We start from the raw sequence: 25,046 nt of genomic DNA on the forward strand, positions 1-25,046 counted from the left end.
TGAATTCCTGAACATTTGAGCGTGATTTATCCCAGTTCCACGATGGAACGGCAAGGGCTATCTCCTGCTTCAACAACAAGGAACCTTCCTTGCGGGAGAATAACCATGATCGAACTTCGTCCCTTTGCTACGCTTGGCGCCGCAAACCACGGCTGGCTTGACGCGCATCACCACTTTTCCTTCGCCAGCTATTACGAGCCGGAGCGGACCCAATGGGGCGCGCTGCGGGTGTGGAACGACGATGCGATTGCGCCCAAGACCGGCTTTCCCCCGCACCCGCACCAGGACATGGAAATCGTCACCTATGTCCGCGCCGGGGCGATCACGCACAAGGACAGCCTGGGCAACATGGGCCGCACCGGGGCTGGCGACGTCCAGGTGATGAGCGCCGGAACCGGTATCCAGCACGCGGAATACAATCTGGAGGACGAGGAAACCCGCCTGTTCCAGATCTGGATTCTGCCCGATGAACGCGGCCATGCCCCCAGCTGGGGCGCGCGCCCGTTCCCGCGCGACGATCGCAGCGGCAAGTTCGTGGTCCTCGCCTCTGGCATGGCCGCCGATACCGACGCGCTGCGCATCCATGCCCAGGCGCGGGTTGCCGGGGCGCTGGTCCGGGCTGGAGAGTCCATCCGCTATGAAACGAACCCGGACCGTCACCTCTACCTGGTCCCCGCCACGGGCCGCATCCGCATCGGCGAAGTCGAAGCCAATGCCCGCGACGGCGTGGCGATCACCGGTGAGGCCGTGATCGAGATCACCGCCCTGGAAGATGCCGAACTCGTCCTCGTCGACGCGGTTTAATGCCTTTTATGCTTAAAAAGCATAGGATTAATCTGATATTGCCTTGTCGCCTTGGTGGCGACATGCCACATTGAGAGTATTATCCATCACACTGGAAGAGAATGTGGCAGGCAGAACGGCCGAAGATAAGCGGCAAGAGGTCTCGGGTCTTAATCAGACGCATATCCAAAATGAAGCGGCGAGAGATAATTTTATTGGACTAGCTCATACCGCCCTTTTTGCTGCATCTGTTGCATTCGTCGGCGACGTCGTCCCACTCAAGGAGGCTGTTTTTAAATCAGCACTTCTGCTCTCGTGGCTTTCTAGTTTGGTTGGATTGGTGGCTCTCACCTTCAGTTTTGACAGTGCGCGTCGCGACACTGACGCTAGGCGTCAGGCTATTCACGAAGATAATGCGCCAGAGTCTGTTCTTACAAATCGCCTTAACGCGATTGCGCTTTGGACTTTCCCTATTGCATTGATAATGCTATTTTTCTTTCTCCTTGCGAACGTGGAGAACTCTATGTCAGGTGATGAAAAGCGAAATAACGCTCAGCAGCTTTCAAAGGGAATAACTCCGCCTAATAGGGTGCCGGTGATAACTGATCAGCAATATGGTATAACGCCTCCGCCTCGGGCGCCGCAGGTGCCTGCTTCTCCACCGCCGACAGAAAAGAAATGAATCACTGCGGCTGGTAGCATTTTCAAGTTCTGGTTACCCTTTTAAGCCAATTGGCGGCCGAACGCCTTCGGTGGCTGAATGTGCGGCGTCGCGGCGTCCTTGCCACGGCACCCGAACTTTGCCATCCTCACCGCGTGACACCCGAATCCACTCTCCGGCGTCTTCGCTGCAAGTCGAGCCAACTCCTCGCGGGCCGTTAGCCCCGACGCACGTTCCTGCACGTGCGGTCCGGGGCTTTATCAAGCAGACAACTGACAAGACTATTGCCCGCCCGGAATGCCCAGGTGGCACGGAGAACGATGATGAATACCCCGGTTCGGGCCAAGGCCCGCCCGCCGATCCTGCTGTGCGAAAGCGATGCTGACCGGATTGCCGATCTTGCAGTGGGGGTCGAAACCCGCCTGCCGCAGGTGTCGGCCATGTTGCTGAAGGAAATCGATCGCGCCCGCGTGGTCAAGGATGGCGCGCTGCCTGCCGATGTGGTCGGGATGGGTTCGCTGGTCCGCTTTCGTGACGAAAACGCCGGAACCGAACGCACGGTGCGGCTGGTCTATCCGCATGAGGCCGATATCGCAGCGGGCAAGGTGTCGATCCTGACCCCCATCGGCGCGGGCCTGATCGGCCTGCGCGAAGGCCAGTCGATCCGCTGGGAAGACCGCGACGGTCATCCCAAGGTGCTGCAAGTGATCGCTGTCGGAGAGGAACTGGACTCCGCCGCATAGGGCGGAGTCCCAATTTCCGGTTAGCGCGGCAGTTCGCTCGTGCCCATCAGGGCTTCGTCGACTGCCCGCGCGGCCTGGCGGCCTTCGCGAATGGCCCAGACGACCAGGCTCTGGCCGCGGCGCATGTCGCCGCAAGCGAAGATCTGCGGATCGCTGGTGCGATAGTCGGTGACATTGGCGGCGACATTGCCGCGCGCATCCAGTTCGACGCCCGACTGGTCGATCAGGCCCGGCTTGCGCGGACCGACAAAGCCCATGGCGAGCAGGATCAGGTCGGCCTTCAGCGTGAATTCGCTGCCCGGAATTTCCTGCATCTTGCCATCGACCCATTCGACGCGGACGCAGTCCAGCCCGGTGACCTGGCCATCCTTGCCCGCGACGCGCTTGGTCAGGATCGCCCAGTCACGCTCAACGCCTTCTTCATGGCTGGTCGAGGTGCGCAGCTTGAGCGGCCAGTCCGGCCAGGTCAGCAGCTTGTTTTCCTTTTCCGGCGGCTGCGGCATGATTTCGATCTGGGTGACCGAAGCCGCGCCCTGGCGGTTGCTCGTGCCCACGCAGTCGCTGCCGGTGTCGCCGCCGCCGATCACGACGACGTGCTTGCCGGTGGCGAGGAGTGAGCCGCGCGGTGCGGCGCGCAGTTCGTCGTCGCCCGCGTTGCGCTTGTTCTGCTGGGTCAGGAATTCCATTGCCAGGCGCACGCCGGGCAGTTCGGCGCCGGGGATTTCCAGACGGCGCGGCTCTTCCGCACCGCCGGCCAGGACCACGGCGTCAAAGTTTTCCTTCAGGCTTTCGATCGAGACATGGACCCCCACTTCTGTCGAAGTGCGGAATTCCACGCCTTCCAGCTCCATCTGCACCGCGCGGCGGTTGATCAGCTGCTTTTCCAGCTTGAAGTCGGGAATGCCATAACGAAGCAGCCCGCCGATCCGGTCGTTCTTTTCGAACACCGTGACGGAGTGGCCAGCGCGCGCCAGCTGCTGCGCGGCAGCCATGCCGGCGGGGCCGGAGCCGACTACGGCGACCGACTTGCCGGTGCGGCGGGTGGGCACCTGCGGCGTAATCCAGCCTTCGTTCCAGCCCTTGTCGACAATCGCGCATTCGATCGACTTGATCGTGACCGGCTGGTCGATCAGGTTCAGCGTGCAGCTCGCCTCGCACGGGGCGGGGCAGATGCGGCCGGTGAATTCCGGGAAGTTGTTGGTCGAATGCAGCACTTCCAGCGCATTCTGCCAATCGCCTTCATAGACCAGGTGGTTCCAGTCCGGGATGATGTTGTTCACCGGACAGCCGTTGTGACAATAAGGAATGCCGCAATTCATGCAGCGCGAAGCCTGCGCCTTCAGCGCCGGTTCCTCGTGCGGGATCACGAATTCCTTGTAGTGGCTCAGCCGTTCCTTGGGATCGGCATAGGTGCGATCCTGACGGTCCAGTTCGAGAAAGCCGGTTTCCTTGCCCATCTAATTAGCTCCCGAATCCATATTCGTCATACCGGCGAAGGCCGGTACCCAGTCCAAGAAAACCCAATCCTTGTTCGGGCTGGGCCCCGGCCTTCGCCGGGGTGACGCTGAAAAGAAACAGCCCTGACATGACTATTCCGCGGCTACCGAAGCGGCAGACAGCCGCTCGGCCTCGATTTGCTTCAGTGCCTTCGCATAGTCGCGCGGCATGACCTTGACGAACTTGCCCAGCGTGGTCTGCCAGTCATCCAGCAGAGCGCGCGCCCGGGCCGATCCGGTGTGCAGGTGGTGACGTTCCAGCAGGACGCGCAGGCGTTCCGCATCGTGGCGCAGGTGATCGCCCATGCCGTTGTCATAGACGCTCTGCGTGCGCTGCTGCGGACGGCCCGCGCCGTCCTCAGCGTCCGGCTGCGCGCTGATCGGCAGGATGTCGACCTGGGCCGGGTTGCACAGCGCGGCGAAGCTCGCGTCGGGATCGTAGACGTAGGCGATCCCGCCCGACATGCCCGCAGCGAAGTTGCGCCCGGTCTTGCCCAGCACCGCGACCACGCCGCCGGTCATGTATTCGCAGCCATGATCCCCGCAGCCTTCGACCACGGCAATCGCGCCCGAATTGCGGACCGCAAAGCGTTCACCCGCCACGCCGTTGAAGAACGCCTCACCGGCAATCGCGCCATAGAGCACGGTGTTGCCGACGATGATGTTCTCTGCCGCCTCGCGGTTCACGTGGGACGGCTGGCGCACGATCACGCGGCCGCCCGACAGGCCCTTGCCGACATAGTCGTTGGCATCGCCGGTCAGGTCCAGGGTGACGCCGTGGGCCAGCCAGGCGCCAAAGCTTTGCCCGGCCACGCCGTTCAGGCGGATGTTGATCGTGTTGTCGGGCAGGCCGGCATGGCCATAGCGCCGCGCCACTTCGCCCGAAAGCATCGCGCCGACCGTGCGGTTGACGTTGATGACCTTGCGTTCGATCACCACGGCCTGCTTGTTGTCCAGGGCATCGGCGGCGGCGGCGATCAGGTCGTTGTCGAGCGCCTTTTCCAGCTCGTGATCCTGGACGCCGGTCCAGCCCAGCGAGGGGCTGTCGCCCAGCGGAACCTGGTGCAGGATGCGCGACAGGTCGACGCCGCTGGCCTTCCAGTGGTCGATCGCCTTCTTCATGTCGAGCCGGTCAACCCGGCCGACCATTTCGGCAACCGTGCGGAAGCCCAGCTCGGCCATGATCGCCCGCAGTTCCTCGGCCACGAAGAAGAAGTAGTTGATCACGTGTTCCGGCTGGCCGTTGAAGCGCGCGCGCAGCACCGGGTCCTGGGTGGCAACGCCAACCGGGCAGGTGTTGAGGTGGCACTTGCGCATCATGATGCAGCCAGCGGCGATCAGCGGAGCCGTGGCAAAGCCGAACTCGTCCGCGCCGAGCAGCGCGGCAACTGCCACGTCGCGGCCGGTGCGCAGGCCGCCGTCGGCCTGGACGCAGATGCGGCTGCGCAGGTTGTTGAGGATCAGCGTCTGCTGGGTTTCAGCCAGGCCGATTTCCCACGGGCTGCCGGCATGGGTCAGCGAGGTCAGCGGCGAAGCGCCGGTCCCGCCTTCATAGCCGGAGATCGTGACATGGTCGGCCCGCGCCTTGGAAACGCCGGCGGCAACCGTGCCGACGCCCACTTCGGAGACGAGCTTGACCGAGATGCGCGCGCCGGTGTTCACGTTCTTCAGGTCGTGGATCAGCTGGGCCAGATCCTCGATCGAATAGATGTCGTGGTGCGGCGGCGGGCTGATCAGGCCAACGCCCGGGGTCGAGTGGCGGGTCGCGCCGATGGTCTTGTCGACCTTGTCGCCGGGCAGCTGGCCGCCTTCGCCGGGCTTGGCGCCCTGGGCCATCTTGATCTGCACGTCATCGGCATTGACCAGGTATTCGGTTGTCACGCCAAAGCGGCCAGAGGCCACCTGCTTGATCGCCGAGCGCATCGAATCGCCGTTTTCCAGCGGCTGGAAGCGCTTGGGATCTTCGCCGCCTTCGCCGGTGTTCGACTTGCCGCCGATCCGGTTCATGGCCAGCGCCAGAGTGGTGTGCGCTTCCCACGAGATCGAGCCATAGCTCATCGCGCCGGTGGCAAAGCGCTTCACGATTTCGCTGGCCGGTTCGACTTCGCTGATGTCGATCGGCTTGTCGGCCTTCCTGAACTCCATCAGGCCGCGGATGGTGAGCATCCGGCTTGACTGGTCGTTGATCGACTGGGCGAACTCGCGGTACTTTTCCGGCACGTTGCCGCGCACCGCGTGTTGCAGCGAGGCGATGTTCTGCGCGGTCCAGGCGTGTTCCTCGCCGCGCAGGCGCAGGCCGTACATCCCGCCCACGTCGAGCATGTTGCGATAGATCGGGTTGTCGCCATAGGCGGCCTGGTGGCGGCGCACCGCTTCTTCGGCCACCTGGGTCAGGCCGATGCCTTCGATGGTGGTGGCAGTGCCGGTGAAGTAGCTGGCGATGAACTCGCTCGACAGGCCGACCGCGTCAAAGATCTGCGCGCCGCAATAGGACTGATAGGTGCTGATGCCCATCTTGGACATGACCTTCAGGATGCCCTTGCCGACCGCCTTGATGTAGTTCTTCTGAACCGTCTTGGCATCCAGCGGCAGTTCCTTGCGCAGGCGGATTTCCTCGAGCGTTTCGAACGCGACATAGGGGTTGATCGCTTCGGCGCCGTAACCTGCCAGCACGCAGAAGTGGTGCACTTCGCGCGCTTCGCCGGTTTCGACGACCAGGCCGGTCTGCATGCGCAGGCCCTGGCGAACGAGGTGATGGTGCACTGCGGCCGTGGCGAGCAGGGCCGGCATCGGGATGCGGTCCGGGCCCTGGGCACGGTCGGACAGGATCAGGATGTTCTTGTCCTGCAGCACGGCTTCGGTCGCCGCCCAGCACATTTCCTTGATCGCCATTTCCAGACCGGCGGCGCCGCTCTTGGCGTCCCAGGTGATGTCGATGGTTTCGGTGCGGAAAGCGCCGTCCAGCGCGGCTTCGACCGAGCGGATCTTGGCCACGTCCTCGTTGGTCAGGATCGGCTGGTCGACTTCCAGGCGCTTGTGGGTGCCGGCTTCCATGCCCAGCAGGTTCGGGCGCGGGCCGATCATGCTGACCAGGCTCATCACCAGTTCTTCGCGGATCGGGTCGATCGGCGGGTTGGTGACCTGGGCGAAGTTCTGCTTGAAATAGTCGTAGAGCAGGCGGCTCTTGTTCGACAGCACGGCAATCGGCGTGTCGGTGCCCATCGACCCGATCGGATCGTCGCCGTTCGCGCCCATCGGTTCCAGGAACTTGGAGACGTCTTCCTGGGTGTAGCCAAAGGCCTGCTGGCGATCGAGCAGGCTGGTCGTTTCGACCGGCAGCTGCGCCAGTTCCGGCTCGACCACTTCCAGGTCCTTGAGCTTGTACTGCGCGGCGTGGAGCCAGTCTTCATAGGGCTGTTCGGCCGAAAGCTGGGCCTTCAGCTCCTCGTCCTCGATGATCCGGCCCTGTTCGAAGTCGATCAGCAGCATGCGGCCCGGCTGGAGCCGCCACTTGCGCACGATGCTCTCTTCCTTGATCGGCAGGACGCCGCTTTCGGACGCCATGACGACGATATCGTCATCGGTGACCAGGAAGCGGGCCGGACGCAGGCCGTTGCGGTCCAGCGTGGCGCCGATCTGGCGGCCATCGGTGAAGGCCACGGCCGCAGGGCCGTCCCACGGCTCCATCAGGGCGGCGTGGTATTCATAGAACGCGCGGCGCTCCGGCGTCATCAGCGGGTTGCCGGCCCAGGCTTCGGGGATCAGCATCATGACCGCATGGGCCAGGCTGTAGCCACCGGCCAGCAGCAGTTCGAGCGCGTTGTCGAGGCAGGCCGTGTCCGACTGACCATGCGGGATCAGCGGCCACATCTTGTCGAGGTCGGCGCCGAGCAGTTCCGATTCCATCGTGCGGCGGCGCGCGTTCATCCAGTTGACGTTGCCGCGCACCGTGTTGATTTCGCCGTTGTGGGCGATGAAGCGGTACGGGTGCGCCAGCTTCCAGCTGGGGAAGGTGTTGGTGCTGAAACGCTGGTGAACCAGGCCGAGCGCCGAAACGCAGTCCGGATCGCGCAGGTCGTCATAGAAAGAGCCGACCTGGGTGGCCAGCAGCAGCCCCTTGTAGACCACGGTGCGGCTGGAGAAGCTGGGCATGTACAGCTCGGTCAGGCCGGGCAGGCCATGCTTTTCGGCCAGGGCCGCCAGCGGGTTCTGGGTCTGCTTGCGGATCGCCAGGATCTTGCGTTCGAACGCGTCCTGGTCTTCGCAATTGTCGCCGCGCGCGACGAAGCACTGGCGGATGACCGGCATCTGCTCCAGCACGGCCTTGCCCAGGCCTTCGGTCGTCACCGGCACGTCGCGCCAGCCGATCAGGCGCTGGCCTTCCTTGGCGATGAACTTTTCGAAGATGCCGACGATGAAGTCGCGGCTCGCCTCGTCCTGCGGCAGGAAGCACATGGCCACGGCATAGTCGCCCGGCTGCGGCAGCTTCAGCCCTTCGCGGTCGGCCCACTTGCGATAGAGGGCATCGGGCAGCTGGATCAGGATGCCCGCGCCGTCACCCAGCAAGGGGTCGGCACCCACCGCGCCGCGGTGGTCGATATTTTTCAGAATCTCCAGGGCCTGGCTAATGATCGCATGGCTTTTCGCACCTTTGATGTGGGCGACAAAGCCCACGCCACAAGCGTCGTGTTCGTTACGCGGATCATAAAGGCCCTGAGGCTCCGGAAATCCCATCGAGTCCATTCCTGTGTTCAAGCCACAATTCCACGATTCGCGCGCGACACGCGAACAAACCGCAGAAATCCAGCAATTAAGCGCAAGAATTCCAGCCGCGCGAGGCAGCGAAAATTGCGCAGGATTTTCCCATGGCGACAGGAAGCTGCTTTTGCAACTGCGAAAAGGGCCGATCTGCGCAGGCAGGCGGCCCCATAGCTATGTGGTGTCCGGAATGCGGCGGGCGGAAAGCGGGTTCAGGCGGCTCCGCGCAGGCGCTGAAGGTTGGTCAGGGCCGTGCGCAAGACCCGCTCGGTCGCTTCGCGGTCAAGCTGGCCATAGGCCAGGTTGTCGCGGCCGGAAGCGGGCTCCTGCGCGGTTTGCGCTTCGATCCGGCCGGGGAAAATCACCACTGGCTCTGTATCACCGGCCAACTGGCTTTCACTCAGCGGATGAATGACCGGGGCTTTTGCAGAGGACAACTCCTGCTCGGGCAAAGGATCCTCGTCCGGGGCCAGCACGGTCAGGTCGAAAGGCTCGCCATGCGTTTCGGAGGTGAGTTCCATGGCCGAAATATCCAGCACTTGCGGCGCGGGATGGCGCGCGGGCTGCGGCTCCGGGGCTGGCGCGGGCGGTTCGGCCCGGTCATCGTCCCGCCGGGGATCTTCCGTCATGACGTCGCGGTTGGCTTCGACCACCGGGATTTGCAGGGCCATTTCCTGCGCGGCGGCGTGGCCGCGTGACGTCACACGGCGCATCAGGCGCGCGGCTGTGGTGCCGATCAGCAGGCCCAGCGCGGAAAGCGCGAGGGCGAGGATCACCTGGTCCGGCAAGCCCGTTGCCGCCCCGGCATCCCCGACAAGGGCAGCCAGGCCGTACCGGAACAACAGGACATCCAGCAGCGCGGGCTTCACCGCCAGGCAGCTCAGGCCGAGCAGGGCGGCGAACCATAGCGCCAGGACCGTGGGGAACAGGGGATGCGCGGAAACCGGCTTCCGGTTGATCTTGTTCTTCTTGCGACCCGTCTTGCCCATGGGGTTTGCCCTTCCGGTATGCTGGCCAACGCCATGCCTATTGCCCCATCGGCTAGGCCGGGTTTGGTAAACATCTTCCTAACGAGGGCGCCCTGGGCAGTGATTCGCGGTGCGGCGGCGAATCCGCGCCCGCATTTCCGTAGCGGCGTTGCCATGGCCGCCCGCTTGCGCCACAAGACGGCCTTTCCCGCTTGCTAGAGGAGAGGCAAATGACCCCGCAGGAACTGCAGGCCAAGACTGGCGAAGTGCTTGGCGTTTCGGACTGGCTGGAAGTGAGCCAGGAGCGCATCAACAAGTTCGCCGAAGCCACCGGCGATTTCCAGTTCATTCACATTGACGAGGAAAAGGCCAAGCTGACCCCGTTCGGCGGCACCATCGCCCACGGCTTCCTGACTCTCTCGCTGGTTCCGGTGCTGGGTTCGATGACCCAGGGCGTGCGGATCGACGGCGTTAAGATGGGCGTCAACTATGGCGGCAACAAGACCCGCTTCATCAGCCCGGTCCGCGCTGGCAAGCGCGTCCGCAGCCACACCAAGCTGCTCGAAATGGTCGAGAAGCGCCCTGGCCAGTGGCAGCAGACCAACGAAATCACCATCGAGATCGAAGGCGAGGACAAGCCCGCCCTGATCTGCGAATGGATCACGATGCTGTTCGTTTGATTTTCAACACGTCCACCCCCCAATTGTCATTCCGGCGCAGGCCGGAACCCAGCAAGAAATGGAGCCGTCGCCCCGCGACGACCTTGTTTTTCCGGTCTGGGTCCCGGCCTTCGCCGGGATGACGCAAATGGAGAATTCCAATGTCACGTGACGCCGTCATCGTTTCCGCCGCCCGCACGCCGATTGGCCGGGCCTATCGCGGTGCATTCAATGCCACTTCGGGTGCGACCCTGGGTGCGCTGAGCCTGAAGGAAGCCGTCGCCCGCGCCGGGATCGACCCGGCCGAAGTGGACGACGTGCTGTGGGGTTCGGCCCTGCAGCAGGGCACCCAGGCCGGCAACCTGGCGCGCCAGGTCGCGCTGCGCGCCGGTCTGCCGATCACCACTTCGGGCATGACCATGGACCGCCAGTGCTCGTCGGGCCTGATGTCGATCGCCACCGCTTCGAAGCAGGTCGTGTTCGACCGCATGGACGTGGTCGCTGCTGGCGGCCAGGAATCGATCAGCCTGGTGCAGACCAAGGAAATGCGCGTCCAGCCGGACCGTGCCCTGATGGAAATGCACAACGCGATCTACATGCCGATGCTGCAGACCGCCGAAATCGTCGGCAAGCGCTACAACATCAGCCGCGATGCCTGCGACGAATACGCCCTGCAATCGCAGCAGCGCACGGCTGCGGCCCAGGCTGCCGGCAAGTTCGACGACGAAATCGTCGCCTGCTCGGCCACCATGGCTGTGACCAACAAGGAAACCGGCGAAGTCACGATGAAGGACGTGACCCTGGCCAAGGACGAAGGCAACCGTCCCGAAACCACGCTGGAAGGCCTGAAGTCGCTTGGCCCGGTCCTGCCGGACGGTATCGTCACCGCCGGTAACGCCAGCCAGCTGTCGGACGGTTCGGCCGCCGTGGTCGTGATGGAAGCCGCTCTTGCCGCGCAGAAGGGCCTGACCCCGCTGGGCCGCTATGTCGGCATGGCCGTTGCCGGGACCGAGCCGGACGAAATGGGCATCGGCCCGGTCTATGCCATCCCCAAGCTGCTCAGCCGCTTTGGCCTGAGCATCGGCGACATCGGCCTGTGGGAACTGAACGAAGCCTTTGCCGTACAGGTCCTGTACTGCCGCGACAAGCTGGGCATTCCTGACGAGCTGCTCAACGTCAACGGCGGCTCGATCTCGATCGGCCACCCCTATGGCATGACCGGCGCGCGCTGCACCATGCATGCCCTGATCGAAGGCAAGCGCCGCGGCGCGAAGTACGTGGTCGTCACCATGTGCGTCGGCGGCGGCATGGGCGCGGCGGGGCTGTTCGAAGTCCTCTAAGCCCGGCGCAAGCCAAAATGCAGAGGCCGCGCGTTCGAAAGGACGCGCGGCCTTTTGCTGTTCGGGGTGGGTCTGCCGCCGTGTTGAACGCATCCACCCTTCGACAGCTCAGGGTGAGCGGAGGGTGTGCAGGCCGGTTATCCAGCCCGCTCAGGCCGAACGGAGCCTTTGGAGGGTGCCGCAATCCAGCCCCGCTCAGGCTGAGCCCGTCGAAGCCGGATTGCATCGCCCGCGCCTCAAGGCTTCAGCACCACCTTGATGCAGCTATCCTGCTCATCGTGGAACCTGCGGTAACCTTCCGGCCCCTGGTCCAGTCCCATGCGGTGGGTGATCAGGAAGGTCGTGTCGATCGCCCCTTCGGCAATCGCGGTGTAGAGCGGTTGCAGGTATTTCTGCACGTGGGTCTGGCCGGTGCGCAGGGTCAGCCCTTTCTCCATCAGCGCGCCTAGCGGGAACTTGTCGACGAAGCCGCCATAGACTGCCGGCATCGAAATCCGCCCGCCCTTGCGGCAGGCCATGATGACCTGGCGGATCGCATGGGCGCGGTCGGTGCCCATGAAGGTCGATACCTTGATCTGGTCCATCACATTGTCGGCAAAGGCGCCGAGCGCTTCCAGGCCGACGCAGTCGATGCAGGCGTCCGGCCCGATTCCGCCAGTCATGTCCTGCAAGGCTTCATAGACCTTGCTCTCCTCGAAATTGATCACTTCCGCGCCAAAGCCCTTGGCCAGTTCCAGCCGGTGGGGGAAATGGTCGATGACGATGACCCGCTCCGCGCCCATCAGGAAAGCGCATTGCACGGCAAACAGGCCGACCGGCCCGCAGCCCCAGACGGCCACCGTGTCGCCCGGTTCGATCCCGGCGTTTTCCGCAGCCATCCACCCGGTCGGCAGGATGTCGGTCATGAACAGGACTTTCTCGTCCGCCATGCTTTCGTCCGGGATGACGAAGGGGCCGACGTCGGAAAAGGGCACGCGGACATATTCCGCCTGTCCGCCCGAATAGCCGCCCGTCAGGTGGCTATAGCCAAAGATCCCGCCCATCACCTGCCCGTAGGCTTCGCGGCCCAGGTCCTGCTTGTCGGCGGGATTGGCGTTGTCGCAGGCGGAATATTGCTGCCTTGAACAGTGATAGCACGAGCCGCAGGAGATGGTGAAAGGTACGACCACGCGCTGCCCGGTGCGCAGGGTGCTGCGGGCGCCAACGTCCACCACTTCGCCCATGAATTCGTGGCCCAGCACGTCGCCCTTTTCCATGGCGGGAATATAGCCATCGTAAAGGTGCAAGTCCGATCCGCAGATCGCGGTGGAGGTGATGCGGATGATCGCATCGCGCGGGTTCAGGATTTCGGGATCGTCCACGCTTTCGCAGCGGACGTCGTGCTTGCCGTGCCAGGTAAGGGCTTTCATGGCTGCGCCTCCAGTCGTTCCTCGCGCTGCTTCTGGGTGCGGGCTCCGGTGGCGATTTCGCCGGTCTCCATCAGCTGCTTGAAGCGGCGCAGGTCGCGCCGGGTCTGGATGCGCGGTTCGCGCTGGAACAGCTTGGCAACCATCTGTCCCACGCTGCCGCCGGGCGGATCATAGGCGATGATCGCGCGCACCATGGTGCCGCGCTCTCCCGCCTCGATGAATTCGATCTTGCCGCTGTTGGCCACATCGGCCCCTTCGGCAGACTGCCAGGTGATGGAGCGGCCCGGCTCTTCGGCGGTAATGACCGATTCCCACGACAATTCCTTTCCGGCCGGACCCTTGACCGTCCAGCACGAGCGGTCCTCGCCCAGCGGAACGATCTCGACCACGTTCTCCATGATCCGCGCCAGATTCAGCGGATTGCGCCAGAATTGGTAAAGCTCGCTGGCCGGGCGGGCGATGGTCACGGCCTCGGCAGACAATGCGCGTTCGGGATCGATGGTCTTTGACGCGGTGACGGGGGCATCATCGCGCGGTCGTTCGTGAGTGTCGGACATGGTGCGCTCCTCGTTCGGGACGCACATGGCAACGGGTCATCCTGGGCACCGTTCCGCCGGTCGCGGTACGGCGCCCGATTGTTCGGCTCAGGCGACGACCTTCAGCCGCGCCCGGTCATGCGGGAGTGTCGTGCCGGGCGATCCAGTCCTCCAGCACGGGCGCGATCTGTCCGCGCCACTTGCTGCCGTTGAAGATGCCATAGTGGCCGACTTCCGGGGCGAGGTGATACTTTTTCTTTGCTTCGGCCAGGCCGGTGGTCAGGTGCAGCGCGGCCTTGGTCTGGCCGATGCCGGAAATGTCGTCGCGCTCACCCTCGACCGCGAGCAGGGCCGTGTCCTTGATCTGGCCCAGATCGACGCGGCGGCCGCGATGGACGAATTCGCCCTTGGGCAGCGAGTGCTTCTGGAACACTTCCTCCACCGTTTGCAGGTAATAGGCCGCGTTCAGGTCGCAGACCGCGCGGTATTCGTCATAGAACGCCTTGGTCGCGTCGGCGCTTTCGCCGTCGCCCGCCACCAGGTGCTTGAACATGTGGTAGTGGCTCAGCATGTGGTTGCCCAGGTTCATCGACATGAACCCGGCCAGTTGCAGGAAGCCCGGATAGACGCGGCGGCCCGCGCCCGGATATTGCAGCGGCACCGTGGCGATCACCGTATGGCGGAACCATTCGATCGGGCGCTGCATGGCCAGATCGTTGACCGAGGTCGGCGCTTCGCGGGTATCGACCGGACCGCCCATCATGGTCAGGGTGAGCGGGCGGCAGGGATGCTTGTCCTCGGCCATGATCGCCGTGGCGGCAAAGGTCGGGACCGACGGCTGGCAGACGGCCAGCGCGTGCGCGCCCGGGCCGATGTGTTCGAAGAATTCGACCAGGTAGTCGATATAGTCGTCCAGGTCGAACTCGCCCGCCGAGAGCGGCACCATGCGGGCATCGGCCCAGTCGGTGACATAGACTTCGCAGCGTTCCAGCATCCGCGCGACCGTGCCGCGCAGCAGGGTGGCGAAGTGCCCGCTCATCGGCGCGACGATCAGCAGGCGCGGCGCATCCTTGGGCAGGCCGGAGTGGGTGAAGCGCAGCAGGTTGCCGAACGGCTTGTGCAGGACAATGGCTTCGGTCACCGGATGAGAGGCGCCGTCGACTTCTACCGTTTTGATGTCGAATGCGGGCTTGCCATAGGGGGCGGAAGCATGGGCAAAGACTTCCAGGGCAGAGGCCATCACCGAACCGCCCGCGCCGTAACCGAACGGCAGCGCCGGGTTGTTCAGCATCTCTGCCCCGATGGATGCCCAGGTGCTGGCGGCGTTGAACCACGAGCGTTGCAGTTCGTATGCGGTGTAAAGCACGGCGTTTGACCCTCTTGTCCTGAGCCGAATGTGGCCCTTTCCAGATTATTGTGCAATGCACAAAATTGATGCCGCAGTGCAGAAGTGAGAGCGATATTCCCCTTACGCGGCGCTCCGGTTGTGCTAGGGCGCGGCCATGAGTTCACAGCAAGAGGGCGCGCAGGCTGCGTCCCAAGCCGAAACCGCCGCAGCAGAGCCGCCCCCGGCGCGCAACCTTGGCCCCTTGCGGATGGTCGTGCGGGAAACCGCCAAGTATCCTCGCCAGATGATCATGGCGCTGCTGGCCCTGACGGTCACGGCCTCTGCCACCCTGGCGATCCCGGCGGGCTTCCGCATGGTGGTGGACCAGGGCTTTGGCCCTGGCGGCAATGTGGCGGAGATCGGGCGCTGGTTCCGCTACCTCCTGCTGATCGTCGCCGTCCTGGGCCTGGGCACGGCGGTGCGGTTCTACTTCGTCTCGTGGCTGGGTGAGCGCGTGATTGCCGATATCCGGCTGAAGGTGCAGGACAACCTGCTGCGCCTTTCGCCCGGTTTCTTCGAGGAAAACAGCCCCAACGAAATCGCCTCGCGCATGACGTCGGACACGGCGCTGATCGAACAGGTGGTCGGAACGACCGTCTCGGTCGCGCTGCGCAATCTGATCATGGCGATTGGCGGGGTGGCGATCCTCTTCTCGCTCGCGCCCAAGCTGACCGCCGGATTGCTGGTCGGCATCGTCGGCGTATTGTTCCCGCTGCTCGCCTTTGGCCGCCGCATTCGCACCATTTCGCGCACCAGCCAGGACCGCGTGGCCGATATCGGTGCGATGGTCGCGGAAACCCTGGGAGCGATGAAGATCGTCCAGGCCTTCAACCAGGAACAGCGTGAGCAGGGGCGCTTTGCGGAATCGGTCGAGCTTAGCTTTGCTACGGCCAAGCGCCGGATCGTGCTGCGCGCGGTCATCTCGGCGCTGGCCATTGTCGCCATTTTCGGAGCGATTGTCCTGCTCGTCTGGCAGGGCGCGATCGGCGTGTCCGAAGGGACCATCACCAGCGGCACCATTGTCCAGATCGTCTTTGTCTCGGTGATCGTCGCCGGGGCTTTCGGGGCCCTGACCGAAGTCTATGGCGACCTGCTGCGTGGGGCTGGGGCGGCCAGCCGCCTGTCCGAACTGCTGAATGAAAAGCCGCAGATCGCTGCACCGGAACGGCCCCTGACCCTGCCCAGCCCGGGCCGCGGCAAGGTGAGTTTCGAGAACGTCACTTTCCGCTATCCGACCCGGCTGGAAACGGCGGCGCTGCACGATTTCTCGCTGACGGTCGAACCGGGCGAGACGGTCGCCATCGTCGGCCCGTCCGGGGCGGGCAAGTCCACCCTGTTCCAGCTGGCCGAGCGGTTCTACGATCCGCAGGCCGGGACGATCAAGCTGGACGGCGTGCCAATCACGGCAGTCGATCCGGCCGAAGTGCGCCGCCGCATCGCCCTCGTTCCGCAGGAAGCGGTCCTGTTCGCGGCCAGCGCGCGGGACAACCTGCGCTATGGCAACTGGACCGCTACCGACGAGCAGATCTGGGAAGCGGCCCGCGCCGCCAATGCCGAGAATTTCCTGCGCGACCTGCCCGAAGGCCTGGACACGTTCCTGGGCGAGGGCGGCGCGCGCCTGTCCGGCGGGCAGCGCCAGCGCGTGGCCATTGCCCGCGCCGTCCTGCGCCAGGCGCCGATCCTGCTGCTGGACGAAGCGACCAGCGCGCTCGACGCCGAAAGCGAACTGCTCGTCCAGCAGGCGCTTGACCGGCTGATGGCTGACCGTACCACCCTGGTCATTGCCCACCGCCTGGCCACGGTGCGCGGGGCGGACCGGATCGTGGTGCTGGACGGCGGGCGCATCGTCGAATCCGGCACGCATGAGCAATTGACCCGCGCCGGCGGCCTCTATGCCCGCCTTGCCTCGCTCCAGTTCGATGAACGCGCCTATGCCGCGCAGCAGGAAACCGAGTAAATGGACCCTATCGTCACCGCGATTCTGCTCGGCATTGTCGAGGGCGTAACCGAGTTCATTCCGGTGTCCTCCACCGGCCACCTGATCCTGGCGACCGAAGTGTTCGGCTATGACGCCAAGACCTGGGCCGCATTCAACGTGGTGATCCAGCTTGGCGCGATCCTGGCCGTGGTGGTGCAATACTGGCGCACCTTCTGGGCGGTCGGCATGGGGCTGCTCAAGCTTGAGGCGATGAGCCTGGCCTTCGTGCGCAACATCCTGCTGGCCTTCCTGCCCTCGGCCGTGCTGGGGCTGCTGCTCAAGGACTATATCGACATTCTGCTCGGCAGTCCGATGGTGGTCGGCTGGGCGCTGATCCTGGGCGGCATTGCGATCCTGGCAATCGAGCGCTGGGCCAAGCCCGGCGGGCCGAGCGGCGTGGCGCAGCTGCCGGCGCGGCAGGCGCTGGGCGTCGGCCTGTTCCAGTGCATTGCGATGATCCCGGGCGTCAGCCGTTCCGGCGCGACGATCATGGGCGCATTGGCCATGGGGATCGAGCGGCGCACGGCTGCCGAATTCAGCTTTTTCCTGGCCATTCCGACCATGCTGGGGGCGACCACGCTGGAGCTGTGGGACAACCATGCCGACCTGATGGCGGGCACCGGCACGGTCGGCTGGACCGAGATCGCGGTGGGCTTTGCCGTGTCCTTCGTGGTGGCGCTGGCCGTGATCAAGATGTTCGTCGCCTATGTCAGCCGGGCGGGCTTCGCGCCCTTTGCCTGGTACCGCATCGTCGCGGGGGGGCTGGCGATTTTCCTCCTTTCGCGCTGATTAACGCAAAAACCGGGAACCAGCATTTCCCCGGCGCGTTGAGGCGGGGTGTGGCTGGACCTGTCCGGCTGCCGCAATCCACCAGCGGCGCGGATGGTCCGCACCCGCACGGAAGGGGATGAACTGCATGAAGTACTTCAAGAAGAGCGTGCTGCTGGCCGCCACTGCCGTTTTGGGCCTGGGCGTTGCCGCTTGCGACAGCCGGTCGGAAAATGCCGAGGAGAAGGCTGCGCAGGATGTTCGTGAAGCTTCGGACGCCGCCGCCGATGCAATGGAAAACCGGGCCGACGCGGTTCGCGAAACCAGCGAGGCCAAGGCCGACAACATGGAAAACAAGGCTGACGCCGTCCGCGAACGCGGCGATGCCAAGGCCGACAAGATGGAAGACCAGGCTGACAAGAAGGATACCACGCCCGAATAAGGCGGACTGTCCCCTGGAGTCTGGCTCCTGCAAGGGCCGGTGGTCACCAGACCGCCGGCCCTACCTTTATGCGCCCGGCACAGGGGGATCAGACGGGCCGCGCCCCGGAACCGCGCCCGCCGCGCAGCAGATATTCCTGGGTGCCCCGGTGCAGCACGTCGTCGATGTCGATCACGGCGGTGTTGGCATAGGTAAATCCGGGCGCGAGGCTGCGATAGAGCCGGTCGAAATCGCGCTCCACCGTATCGTGATACAGCTCCTGGAAGCTTTCGATCACGAAATAGGTCGGTTGCAGATCGTCGATCACATAGTCAGTCCGCATCACCCGGTCGACGTTGAGCATGATCCGGTTGGGACTCTGCGCTTCCAGGCAATAGACCGCTTCCGTGGGGCCGGACAGGATGCCCGCGCCATAGGCGCGCAGCCCTTCGCTCTCCAGGATCAGGCCGAATTCGACCGTGTACCAGTAGAGCGCGCCCAGCGCCTTGAGCCGGTTGTAGCGCATCGCCTTCCACCCGGCGCGGCCATATTCCTGCATGTAATCGGCATAGGTCGGGTCGGTCAGCATCGGCACGTGCCCGAACACGTCATGGAACACGTCGGGTTCCTGGATGTAATCGAAGGTCTCGCGCGTGCGGATGAAGTTTCCGGCGGGAAAGCGGCGGTTGGCCAGGTGCCAGAAGAACACGTGGTCGGGAATCAGCATTGGCACCGGCACGACCGACCAGCCGGTCAGCGCGCCCAGCTCTTCGGACAGGCGGCCAAAGTCGGGCACTCCGCCGCGCCCCAGGTCCAGCTTGTCCAGCCCGGCCAGAAAGGCGCTGGCGGCGCGGCCCGGCAGGACTTCCATCTGGCGCGCGAACAGTTCGTCCCAGATCGCGTTCTCAGCGCTGGAATAGGCGTGCTGCTGCGGCTCCAGCCAATCTTCGCCGACATGGGCCGGGCGCTGCAGCGGGGCGGTGAACACTTCGGGCCCGGGATCGGGCAGGCGGGAAAAGTCGGCGTCCAACATGGTTGCAGTTGTAACCAGTCTGGGGCAGAGCGGCAAGCGTCGGTGCGAAATGGCGCGGCCAGACGCCTTTGCGCCCGCCAAGCCTTGACTTTCCAGCCCTCGTGCCGCATTGGCGCGGCCTTCCAGGGGCGGCAGCAATTGCCGCTCTCGCAGTTTTCAGCGCCTTCGGGCATCGAATCGAAAGTTCAGGACAAGCGCCATGGCGAAGCCCGCAACCGTCAAGATCCGGCTGGTCTCCTCTGCCGACACCGGTTTCTTCTATGTGACCAAGAAGAACCCGCGCAACACGACCGAGAAGATGAGCTTCCGCAAGTATGACCCGGTCGTGCGCAAGCACGTCGAGTTCAAGGAAGCCAAGATCAAATAAGCTTGGCGGCGGGGCGCAGGCATTTGCCCGCCCCGCACCGAACCCGTTCCAACCTGTACGCAGGGAACAAGCCGGGTTCATTGCGAGTTCAACGGGCTTCCTCTAGCAGGTGGACCCATGAACAAGATCAAGCTCTTCCCGATTTCGCTTGGTGCCGCCCTTTCGGCGGCACTTGTCGTTTCCGCGCCCGCGGCGCTGGTGGCCACGGCCCCGGCGGCGCAAGCGCAAGCCGGCGACCTGGCGCAAGCCGTGGCAGCATTGCGCGGCATTTCCACGATGCGCGCAAACTTCGTGCAGATCGACCGCAACGGCAAGCGGGTGAGCGGCGTCATGTCGCTCAAGCGCCCCGGCCGCATCCGCTTCCAGTATGAAAAGGGCGTGCCCTTCCTGATCGTTTCGGACGGTTCGGCCTTCACCTTTGTCGACTATTCGGTCCGGCAGGTGCAGCGCTGGCCGATCAAGAACAGCCCGCTTGGCGCGCTGCTTGATCCCAAGCGCGACGTGGCCAAGTTCGGCAAGCTGGTGCCGGTCAGCAGCCCGAACATCGTCAGCGTCGAAGTGCGGGACAAGGCTCATCCTGAATTCGGCGTCATCACCCTGGTCTTCGTGCGCAAGGCTTCGGCCCCGGGCGGGCTGGAACTGACCAGCTGGGCAGCGCTCGACTCGCAGAACACGCTGACGCGGGTCAACTTGTCGAATCACCAATATGGATTGGCCATTCCCGACAACACTTTCCGATTCAACGATCCGCGTCCGGCGGGCCGTCGATAAGGCGCAACGCCTCGTCGCAGAGCGTGGCTCGCTTGCGACAATTGGCGACAAATCCGGTCCGGTTGTTCATGACAGCGCAAGCCGAACTGGACTAAAAAGACATCGACGGCGCGGCCTGAGGCGGGTTTCCCCCCTGTTGCCCAAGCCTCCTGTTGGGCCAGACCGTCAAGCGTGACGAACGCACAAAATGAACCCCTGCTCCATTGCCCCCGGAGCAGGGGTTTTTCGTTGCTGGACCGCACCGGGCAACCTAAAGCCGCGCCATGGTCTCTATCGCCACCTGGAACATCAATTCGGTCCGCCTGCGCATCGATCAGGTCGAACGCTTCCTTAGTGAGCAGGCGCCCGACGTGCTCTGCCTGCAAGAGATCAAGTGCGCCGAGCACCTGTTCCCGCATGAGATGTTCGAGCGGCTGGGCTATGTCCACCGCGCGGTCCACGGGCAGAAGGGCTATCACGGCGTGGCCACGGTCAGCCGCATTCCCCTGCGCGAGCTGACCCGCAACGATTGGCAGGCCAATGGCGAGGCGCGCCATGTCGGCGTGGAACTGCTCGGACCGGGGCAGGGCATGGTGCTGGAGAACGTCTATATCCCGGCAGGCGGCGACGTGCCGGACCGCGAGGTCAATGCCAAGTTCGCCCAGAAGCTGGACTTCCTTGAGCGGATGGCGAACTGGGCCGACAAGCTGGACCGCCCGACCCTGCTGGTCGGCGATTTCAACATCGCCCCGCTGGAATGCGACGTCTACGATCACAAGGCCCTGCTCAAGGTGGTCAGCCACACCGCGATCGAGATTGAGGCGCTCTACCGCCTGCGCGATGCGCACGGCTGGGTCGATCTGGGCCGCAAGCATATCCCCGCGCCGGAACGCAACTGGACCTGGTGGTCCTATCGCACCTTCTGGCAGGAAAAGGATCGCGGGCGGCGGCTGGACCACATGTGGGCCTCGCCCGACCTGGCCGCACAGTCGAGTGCTCACCGCTTTGTCGAGGAAACCCGCCGCTGGGACCAGCCGAGCGACCACGTGCCGCTGATCACGGAGTTCGACCTGTGACTTCGCCCGCGCGCCGCGTGGCCCAGGCGCTGGACGCCTTGCGCCATGGCTGGCCAATTGTGCTGGAGGGTGCGTTCATTCTGCTTCCGGCGGAAACCGGCCTGGGGCAAGGTGCCATGTCGCGCACCATGCTGATTTCGGCGGCGCGGGCGGTAACGCTGAAACTGGCCAACCAGCGCGAGGCTGCCGTGCCCGAAGCGCCCGTCCTGATTCGCGGGGCGGAGCCGTTCGACCTCGGCGCCGCGCGGGCTCTGGCCGACCCGGCGCTGGACCTGACCTATCCGATGAAGGGCCCGTTCCTGGCCGAGCCCTTGGAGCAGGCAGAGGCCGCAGCAGCGGCGATGGAACTGGCCCGGCTCGCCGGTATCCTGCCAGCCTTCCTGGTCGATCCGGCAGAGGCGGGAGAGGCCGTGTCGCTATCGGCGCAGGATCTGGCCGCGTGGAAGGATACCGCGCACCTGGCGATTGCCGCCCGCGCCCGTCTGCCGGTCGCGGCGGCGGAAGAGGCGGAGATCGTCGCCTTCCGCTCCGCCGATGACCTGCGCGAACACGTTGCCCTGGTGATCGGCGCGCAGAATGGAGACCGCGCGCCGCTCGTCCGGCTCCATTCCGAATGCCTGACCGGCGACATCCTGGGCAGCCTGAAATGCGATTGCGGGCCGCAGCTGGATGCCGCGCTGCGCGAAATGGCGAAAGAAGCCGGGCAGGGCGGCTGGGGCGTGCTGCTCTACCTGCGGCAGGAAGGGCGCGGGATCGGCCTGATCAACAAGCTGCGCGCCTATGAATTGCAGGACCAGGGGTTCGATACGGTCGACGCCAACAACCGTTTGGGCCTGCCGACCGAAGCGCGCGACTTTCCCGTCGCGGCGCGGATGCTGGACCTGCTTGGCGTGCCAGCGATCCGGCTGATGACCAACAATCCTGCCAAGGTCGAGGCTCTGCGCGAAGCAGGCGTCACCGTGACCGAGCGGGTGCCGCACCAGCTTCCCCCCAACCCGCACAATGCCCGCTACCTCGCCACCAAGCGCGACCGCACCGGGCACTTGCTCTAGCCATCACAGAGGGGAATGAGATTCGTTCTCAATTCCCTCTTGAAATCGGAGCGAATCAGTCGTAATAAAGTCAGGCGGGACCGGGCCCCTCTGGCGCGGCGCATATGACCAAAGCCCCATCCTTGGTCAGCGCTGCGTGATGTCGGACCGCATCGGATACACCGATGCCAGGGTCCGGGTTCGTCCCCCTCCCAACCCATTACGGCCCTTGGCTCGGTGTGTCCGATCGTACCAACCAGTGCGATAGGGAGCATACTCATGTCTGACCGTCTGTTCCGTCTGATGGAACGCCACCAGAAACTGGACGAGGCCTTGCGCCGCTTGCAGGCGCGGCGACTGCCGGACCCGTTCGAGGTCGCCCGGCTCAAGAAACTCAAGCTGGCCGTCAAGGACCGCCTCGCGCGGCTTTCAACCAAGCCGCGGCATTCGCGCGCCTGACCGGCCTGCCTCCACTCGCCGGCGTTCCCTTTCGCGGGGGCGCCGGCCCTTTGATTCTGCAAACAGGGGACTGAACTGATGGAATTCCTTACCGCCGACTGGCTCGGCACACCTTTATGGTTCTGGCTGTCTTTCGCGGGGCTGGTCCTGGCCTTGACCGCGTTCGACCTGGGCATCCTCCACAAGGAGGACCGCGAAATGGGCATCGCGGAATCGCTCAAGCTGACGGCCTTCTACATCGCCATTGCCATGGCTTTTGGCGCCTGGGTCTGGATCGAGAAGGGCGCCGATCTGGGCATGAAGTATTACACCGGCTTCTTCATCGAAAAGGCGCTGTCGATCGACAATGTCTTCGTGATCAGCCTGATCTTCACCTTCTTCGCCATTCCGCCCAAGTACCAGTACCGCGCGCTGCTGTGGGGCATCCTGGCAGTGATCGTGCTGCGCGGCGCGATGATCGCGGCGGGTGCGGCCCTGGTCGAGCAGGCCTATTGGGTGCTCTATATCTTCGCCGCTTTCCTGATCTTCACCGGGATCAAGATGTTCTTCGCCGGGGACCACGATCCCGACATTGCCAAGAACCCGGTGGTGCGGTGGATTTCGAACCACCTGCGCGTGACGCCGCAGCTGCACGACCAGCACTTCTTTGTGAAGGTGCCGGATGAAAAGACCGGCAGGCTGGTGACGGCGGTGACGCCGCTGTTCGTGGCGCTGGTGGTGATCAACCTGGCCGACCTGGTCTTTGCGGTGGATTCGGTTCCGGCGATCTTCGCGATCACCACCGATACCTTCATCGTCTATACCAGCAACATCATGGCGATCCTGGGCCTGCGCGCGCTCTACTTCGCGCTCTCGGCCATGATCCACCGGTTCTATTACCTGAAGTACGCACTGGCATCGGTGCTGGTGTTCATCGGGTCGAAGATCTTCGTTTCGGACTTCTTGCTGGGCGGGGCCAAGTTCCCCCCGGTGCTGAGCCTGGGGATCACCTTTGGCCTGATCGCGGCGGGCGTGTTCTACTCGCTGTGGGCGACGCGCCACGGCGAGGATGCGGCACCGCACATCCCGCACGATTCGATCCGGCCGTAACCACTACCCGGCGCGGCGGGCGGTTTCAGAACCGCTCGCCGCGTATCACTTCCACGTCATAGACGGCGATCACCAGGCCGAAGCGTTCGATGTCCGGCGCCAGCCGCTCCAGCAGGGCCTGAACCTTCTCCTCGTTCGACAGGGCCAGGAACATCCGCTTGCCCACCGTGCCAAAGCCGTCGTCGCGCCAGGGGCCGGCGCGGCCCAGGCCCGATTCCACCGGCAGGATCGAATGGTGCAGGATCTCCACCGCAGCGGCCTGCTCGATCAGCCAGTCGCACAGCGGGGCATCGACCAGGATGTCGATGCGCTTGCGGGTGTAGGTCGTGATCATGGCGCGGCCTCCTTAAGCCAGGACCAGCGGGGCCAGCTGAATGACCAGCGGAATGCCCAGCAGGATGTTGAACGGGAAGGTAACGGCAAGCGACATCGAAAGGTAGATGCCCGGATCGGCATCCGGCATGGCCAGGCGCACCGCCGCCGGAACCGCGATATAGGAGGCGCTGGCCGCCAGCATGGCGAGCGCGGCGCCGGTGCCGGGATCGAGGCCCAGCAGTGCCGCCGTGGCGAGGCCGATCGAGCCGTTGACCAGCGGCAGGACTACGCCCAGCGCAATGAGCCGCCAGGTAAGCGCGCGGCTGTCACGCAGGCGGCGCATGGCGATCAGCCCCATGTCGAGCAGGAACAGGCAGAGCAGCCCGGTGAAGCCGGTGACGAAGACCGGGGCGATGGGCTCGAACCGCTGCTTGCCGATGGCGAGGCCGATCAGGAAGGCACCCAGCAGCAGGACCACCGAGCCGTTGAGCAGCACTTCGCGCAGCAGCTTGCCGCGCTGGCCTCCGCTCAGCGTGCCGGCGCCGCGCGCCAGCAGCAGGCCGGTGATGATCGCCGGGGTTTCCATCAGGGCCATCACCGCGACCATGTAGCCGGCCGGGGCCATGCCGCTGCGGGTCAGCGCGTCGGACACGGTGACGAAAGTGACGATGGAGACCGAGCCGTAGTGCGCCGCAACCGCGCCCGCGTTCAGCCGGTCGAGCCGGGCAAAGGCGCGCAGCAGGGCAAAGGCCAGGAGCGGCAGAGCAAAGCTGAGCGTCAGGCCGGCAAGGGCGGCTTGCAGAAGTTGCGGGGAGAAGCCCGCCTGCGACACCTGGACCCCGCCTTTCAGCCCGATCGCGGCCATCAGGTAGAGCGACAGGCTTTTGGCCAGCGGTTCGGGGACCGACAGGTCCGATCGCGCCGCTGCGGCCAGAACGCCGAGGACGAAAAACAGGATGACGGGGGAAAGAAGGGTCTCGAAGGCGGCCACGGGGTACTCCTGGTCGGTTTCGAGAGCG

23 protein-coding genes are annotated in these 25,046 nt (G+C 64.6%); 14 read left to right on the top strand and 9 right to left on the bottom strand.

What is annotated here, in order from left to right:
* Positions 1–105 precede the first annotated feature (105 nt).
* The 3 genes from ACQKOE_RS11490 to rnk all read left to right on the top strand — a co-directional run bounded on the left by ACQKOE_RS11490 (position 106) and on the right by rnk (position 2,187).
* Positions 106–804: a pirin family protein gene (locus ACQKOE_RS11490; protein WP_427512892.1), complete on the top strand. Its 699-nt coding sequence runs from the start codon at positions 106–108 to the stop codon at positions 802–804.
* 70 nt (positions 805–874) lie between these two features.
* A complete protein-coding gene (locus ACQKOE_RS11495; protein ID WP_427512893.1) occupies positions 875–1,465 on the top strand; it encodes a hypothetical protein in 591 nt (196 codons plus the stop codon).
* Between the two features lie 299 nt (positions 1,466–1,764).
* Complete coding sequence (rnk, locus tag ACQKOE_RS11500) at positions 1,765–2,187, top strand: nucleoside diphosphate kinase regulator (protein ID WP_427512894.1); 423 nt, start codon at positions 1,765–1,767, stop codon at positions 2,185–2,187.
* A gap of 20 nt (positions 2,188–2,207) precedes the next feature.
* Here the strand turns inward: rnk and ACQKOE_RS11505 are convergent, their stop codons facing one another.
* The 3 genes from ACQKOE_RS11505 to ACQKOE_RS11515 all read right to left on the bottom strand — a co-directional run bounded on the left by ACQKOE_RS11505 (position 2,208) and on the right by ACQKOE_RS11515 (position 9,430).
* The gene (locus ACQKOE_RS11505) at positions 2,208–3,644 is read right to left on the bottom strand and encodes a glutamate synthase subunit beta (protein ID WP_427512895.1); all 1,437 of its coding nucleotides are present in this window, start codon (positions 3,642–3,644) and stop codon (positions 2,208–2,210) included.
* Positions 3,645–3,776: 132 nt separating this feature from the next.
* Positions 3,777–8,417, bottom strand: a complete 4,641-nt coding sequence (gene gltB / locus ACQKOE_RS11510) for a glutamate synthase large subunit (protein ID WP_427512896.1) — start codon at positions 8,415–8,417, stop codon at positions 3,777–3,779.
* Between the two features lie 236 nt (positions 8,418–8,653).
* Entirely contained in the window at positions 8,654–9,430 is a 777-nt protein-coding gene (locus ACQKOE_RS11515; protein ID WP_427512897.1) for a hypothetical protein, read from the bottom strand.
* A 209-nt stretch (positions 9,431–9,639) separates the two neighbouring features.
* Here ACQKOE_RS11515 and ACQKOE_RS11520 point away from each other — a divergent pair, with 209 nt between their 5' ends.
* Positions 9,640–10,089, top strand: coding sequence for a MaoC family dehydratase (locus ACQKOE_RS11520; protein ID WP_374588427.1), 450 nt, complete (start codon positions 9,640–9,642; stop codon positions 10,087–10,089).
* Between the two features lie 140 nt (positions 10,090–10,229).
* Entirely contained in the window at positions 10,230–11,408 is a 1,179-nt protein-coding gene (locus tag ACQKOE_RS11525) for an acetyl-CoA C-acyltransferase (RefSeq protein WP_374588425.1), read from the top strand.
* A gap of 236 nt (positions 11,409–11,644) precedes the next feature.
* Here the strand turns inward: ACQKOE_RS11525 and ACQKOE_RS11530 are convergent, their stop codons facing one another.
* The 3 genes from ACQKOE_RS11530 to ACQKOE_RS11540 form a co-directional block, all read right to left on the bottom strand.
* On the bottom strand, positions 11,645–12,817 hold the full coding sequence (locus ACQKOE_RS11530) for a zinc-dependent alcohol dehydrogenase (protein WP_427512898.1): 1,173 nt from the start codon (positions 12,815–12,817) through the stop codon (positions 11,645–11,647).
* On the bottom strand, positions 12,814–13,374 hold the full coding sequence (locus tag ACQKOE_RS11535; protein WP_427512899.1) for an SRPBCC family protein: 561 nt from the start codon (positions 13,372–13,374) through the stop codon (positions 12,814–12,816). The genes ACQKOE_RS11530 and ACQKOE_RS11535 overlap by 4 nt, the downstream gene beginning before the upstream one ends.
* Before the next feature lie 115 nt (positions 13,375–13,489).
* Positions 13,490–14,719 carry a polyhydroxyalkanoate depolymerase gene (locus ACQKOE_RS11540; RefSeq protein WP_427512900.1) on the bottom strand — a complete coding sequence of 410 codons (1,230 nt, stop codon included), beginning with the start codon at positions 14,717–14,719 and terminating at the stop codon, positions 13,490–13,492.
* A gap of 136 nt (positions 14,720–14,855) precedes the next feature.
* Between ACQKOE_RS11540 and ACQKOE_RS11545 the strand changes: the two genes are divergently transcribed.
* The 3 genes from ACQKOE_RS11545 to ACQKOE_RS11555 all read left to right on the top strand — a co-directional run bounded on the left by ACQKOE_RS11545 (position 14,856) and on the right by ACQKOE_RS11555 (position 17,928).
* Positions 14,856–16,697, top strand: coding sequence for an ABC transporter transmembrane domain-containing protein (locus ACQKOE_RS11545; protein ID WP_427512901.1), 1,842 nt, complete (start codon positions 14,856–14,858; stop codon positions 16,695–16,697).
* Positions 16,698–17,507: an undecaprenyl-diphosphate phosphatase gene (locus ACQKOE_RS11550; protein ID WP_427512902.1), complete on the top strand. Its 810-nt coding sequence runs from the start codon at positions 16,698–16,700 to the stop codon at positions 17,505–17,507.
* Between the two features lie 127 nt (positions 17,508–17,634).
* Positions 17,635–17,928: a hypothetical protein gene (locus ACQKOE_RS11555; protein ID WP_427512903.1), complete on the top strand. Its 294-nt coding sequence runs from the start codon at positions 17,635–17,637 to the stop codon at positions 17,926–17,928.
* 88 nt (positions 17,929–18,016) lie between these two features.
* On the opposite strand, the gene phhA is transcribed toward ACQKOE_RS11555, so the two are convergent.
* Positions 18,017–18,940 carry a phenylalanine 4-monooxygenase gene (gene phhA, locus ACQKOE_RS11560; RefSeq protein WP_427512904.1) on the bottom strand — a complete coding sequence of 308 codons (924 nt, stop codon included), beginning with the start codon at positions 18,938–18,940 and terminating at the stop codon, positions 18,017–18,019.
* A 199-nt stretch (positions 18,941–19,139) separates the two neighbouring features.
* Here phhA and rpmG point away from each other — a divergent pair, with 199 nt between their 5' ends.
* The 6 genes from rpmG to ACQKOE_RS11590 all read left to right on the top strand — a co-directional run bounded on the left by rpmG (position 19,140) and on the right by ACQKOE_RS11590 (position 23,712).
* Complete coding sequence (gene rpmG, locus ACQKOE_RS11565; protein ID WP_309623779.1) at positions 19,140–19,307, top strand: 50S ribosomal protein L33; 168 nt, start codon at positions 19,140–19,142, stop codon at positions 19,305–19,307.
* A 117-nt stretch (positions 19,308–19,424) separates the two neighbouring features.
* Positions 19,425–20,078: a LolA family protein gene (locus ACQKOE_RS11570; RefSeq protein ID WP_427512905.1), complete on the top strand. Its 654-nt coding sequence runs from the start codon at positions 19,425–19,427 to the stop codon at positions 20,076–20,078.
* A 263-nt stretch (positions 20,079–20,341) separates the two neighbouring features.
* Positions 20,342–21,133, top strand: coding sequence for an exodeoxyribonuclease III (locus tag ACQKOE_RS11575; RefSeq protein ID WP_427512906.1), 792 nt, complete (start codon positions 20,342–20,344; stop codon positions 21,131–21,133).
* Positions 21,130–22,185: a GTP cyclohydrolase II gene (gene ribA, locus ACQKOE_RS11580; protein WP_427512907.1), complete on the top strand. Its 1,056-nt coding sequence runs from the start codon at positions 21,130–21,132 to the stop codon at positions 22,183–22,185. The genes ACQKOE_RS11575 and ribA overlap by 4 nt, the downstream gene beginning before the upstream one ends.
* A 258-nt stretch (positions 22,186–22,443) precedes the next feature.
* Positions 22,444–22,623 (top strand): DUF465 domain-containing protein, encoded by a 180-nt coding sequence (locus ACQKOE_RS11585; protein ID WP_427512908.1) that lies wholly within the window; start codon positions 22,444–22,446, stop codon positions 22,621–22,623.
* 78 nt (positions 22,624–22,701) lie between these two features.
* Positions 22,702–23,712: a TerC family protein gene (locus ACQKOE_RS11590; RefSeq protein WP_427512909.1), complete on the top strand. Its 1,011-nt coding sequence runs from the start codon at positions 22,702–22,704 to the stop codon at positions 23,710–23,712.
* A 25-nt stretch (positions 23,713–23,737) separates the two neighbouring features.
* Here the strand turns inward: ACQKOE_RS11590 and ACQKOE_RS11595 are convergent, their stop codons facing one another.
* The gene (locus ACQKOE_RS11595; protein WP_427512910.1) at positions 23,738–24,046 is read right to left on the bottom strand and encodes a P-II family nitrogen regulator; all 309 of its coding nucleotides are present in this window, start codon (positions 24,044–24,046) and stop codon (positions 23,738–23,740) included.
* 12 nt (positions 24,047–24,058) lie between these two features.
* Complete coding sequence (locus ACQKOE_RS11600) at positions 24,059–25,018, bottom strand: sodium-dependent bicarbonate transport family permease (RefSeq protein WP_427512911.1); 960 nt, start codon at positions 25,016–25,018, stop codon at positions 24,059–24,061.
* Positions 25,019–25,046: the final 28 nt, after the last annotated feature.

It is taken from the genome of Novosphingobium sp. NPDC080210, from assembly GCF_050281025.1.
GTDB lineage: Bacteria > Pseudomonadota > Alphaproteobacteria > Sphingomonadales > Sphingomonadaceae > Novosphingobium.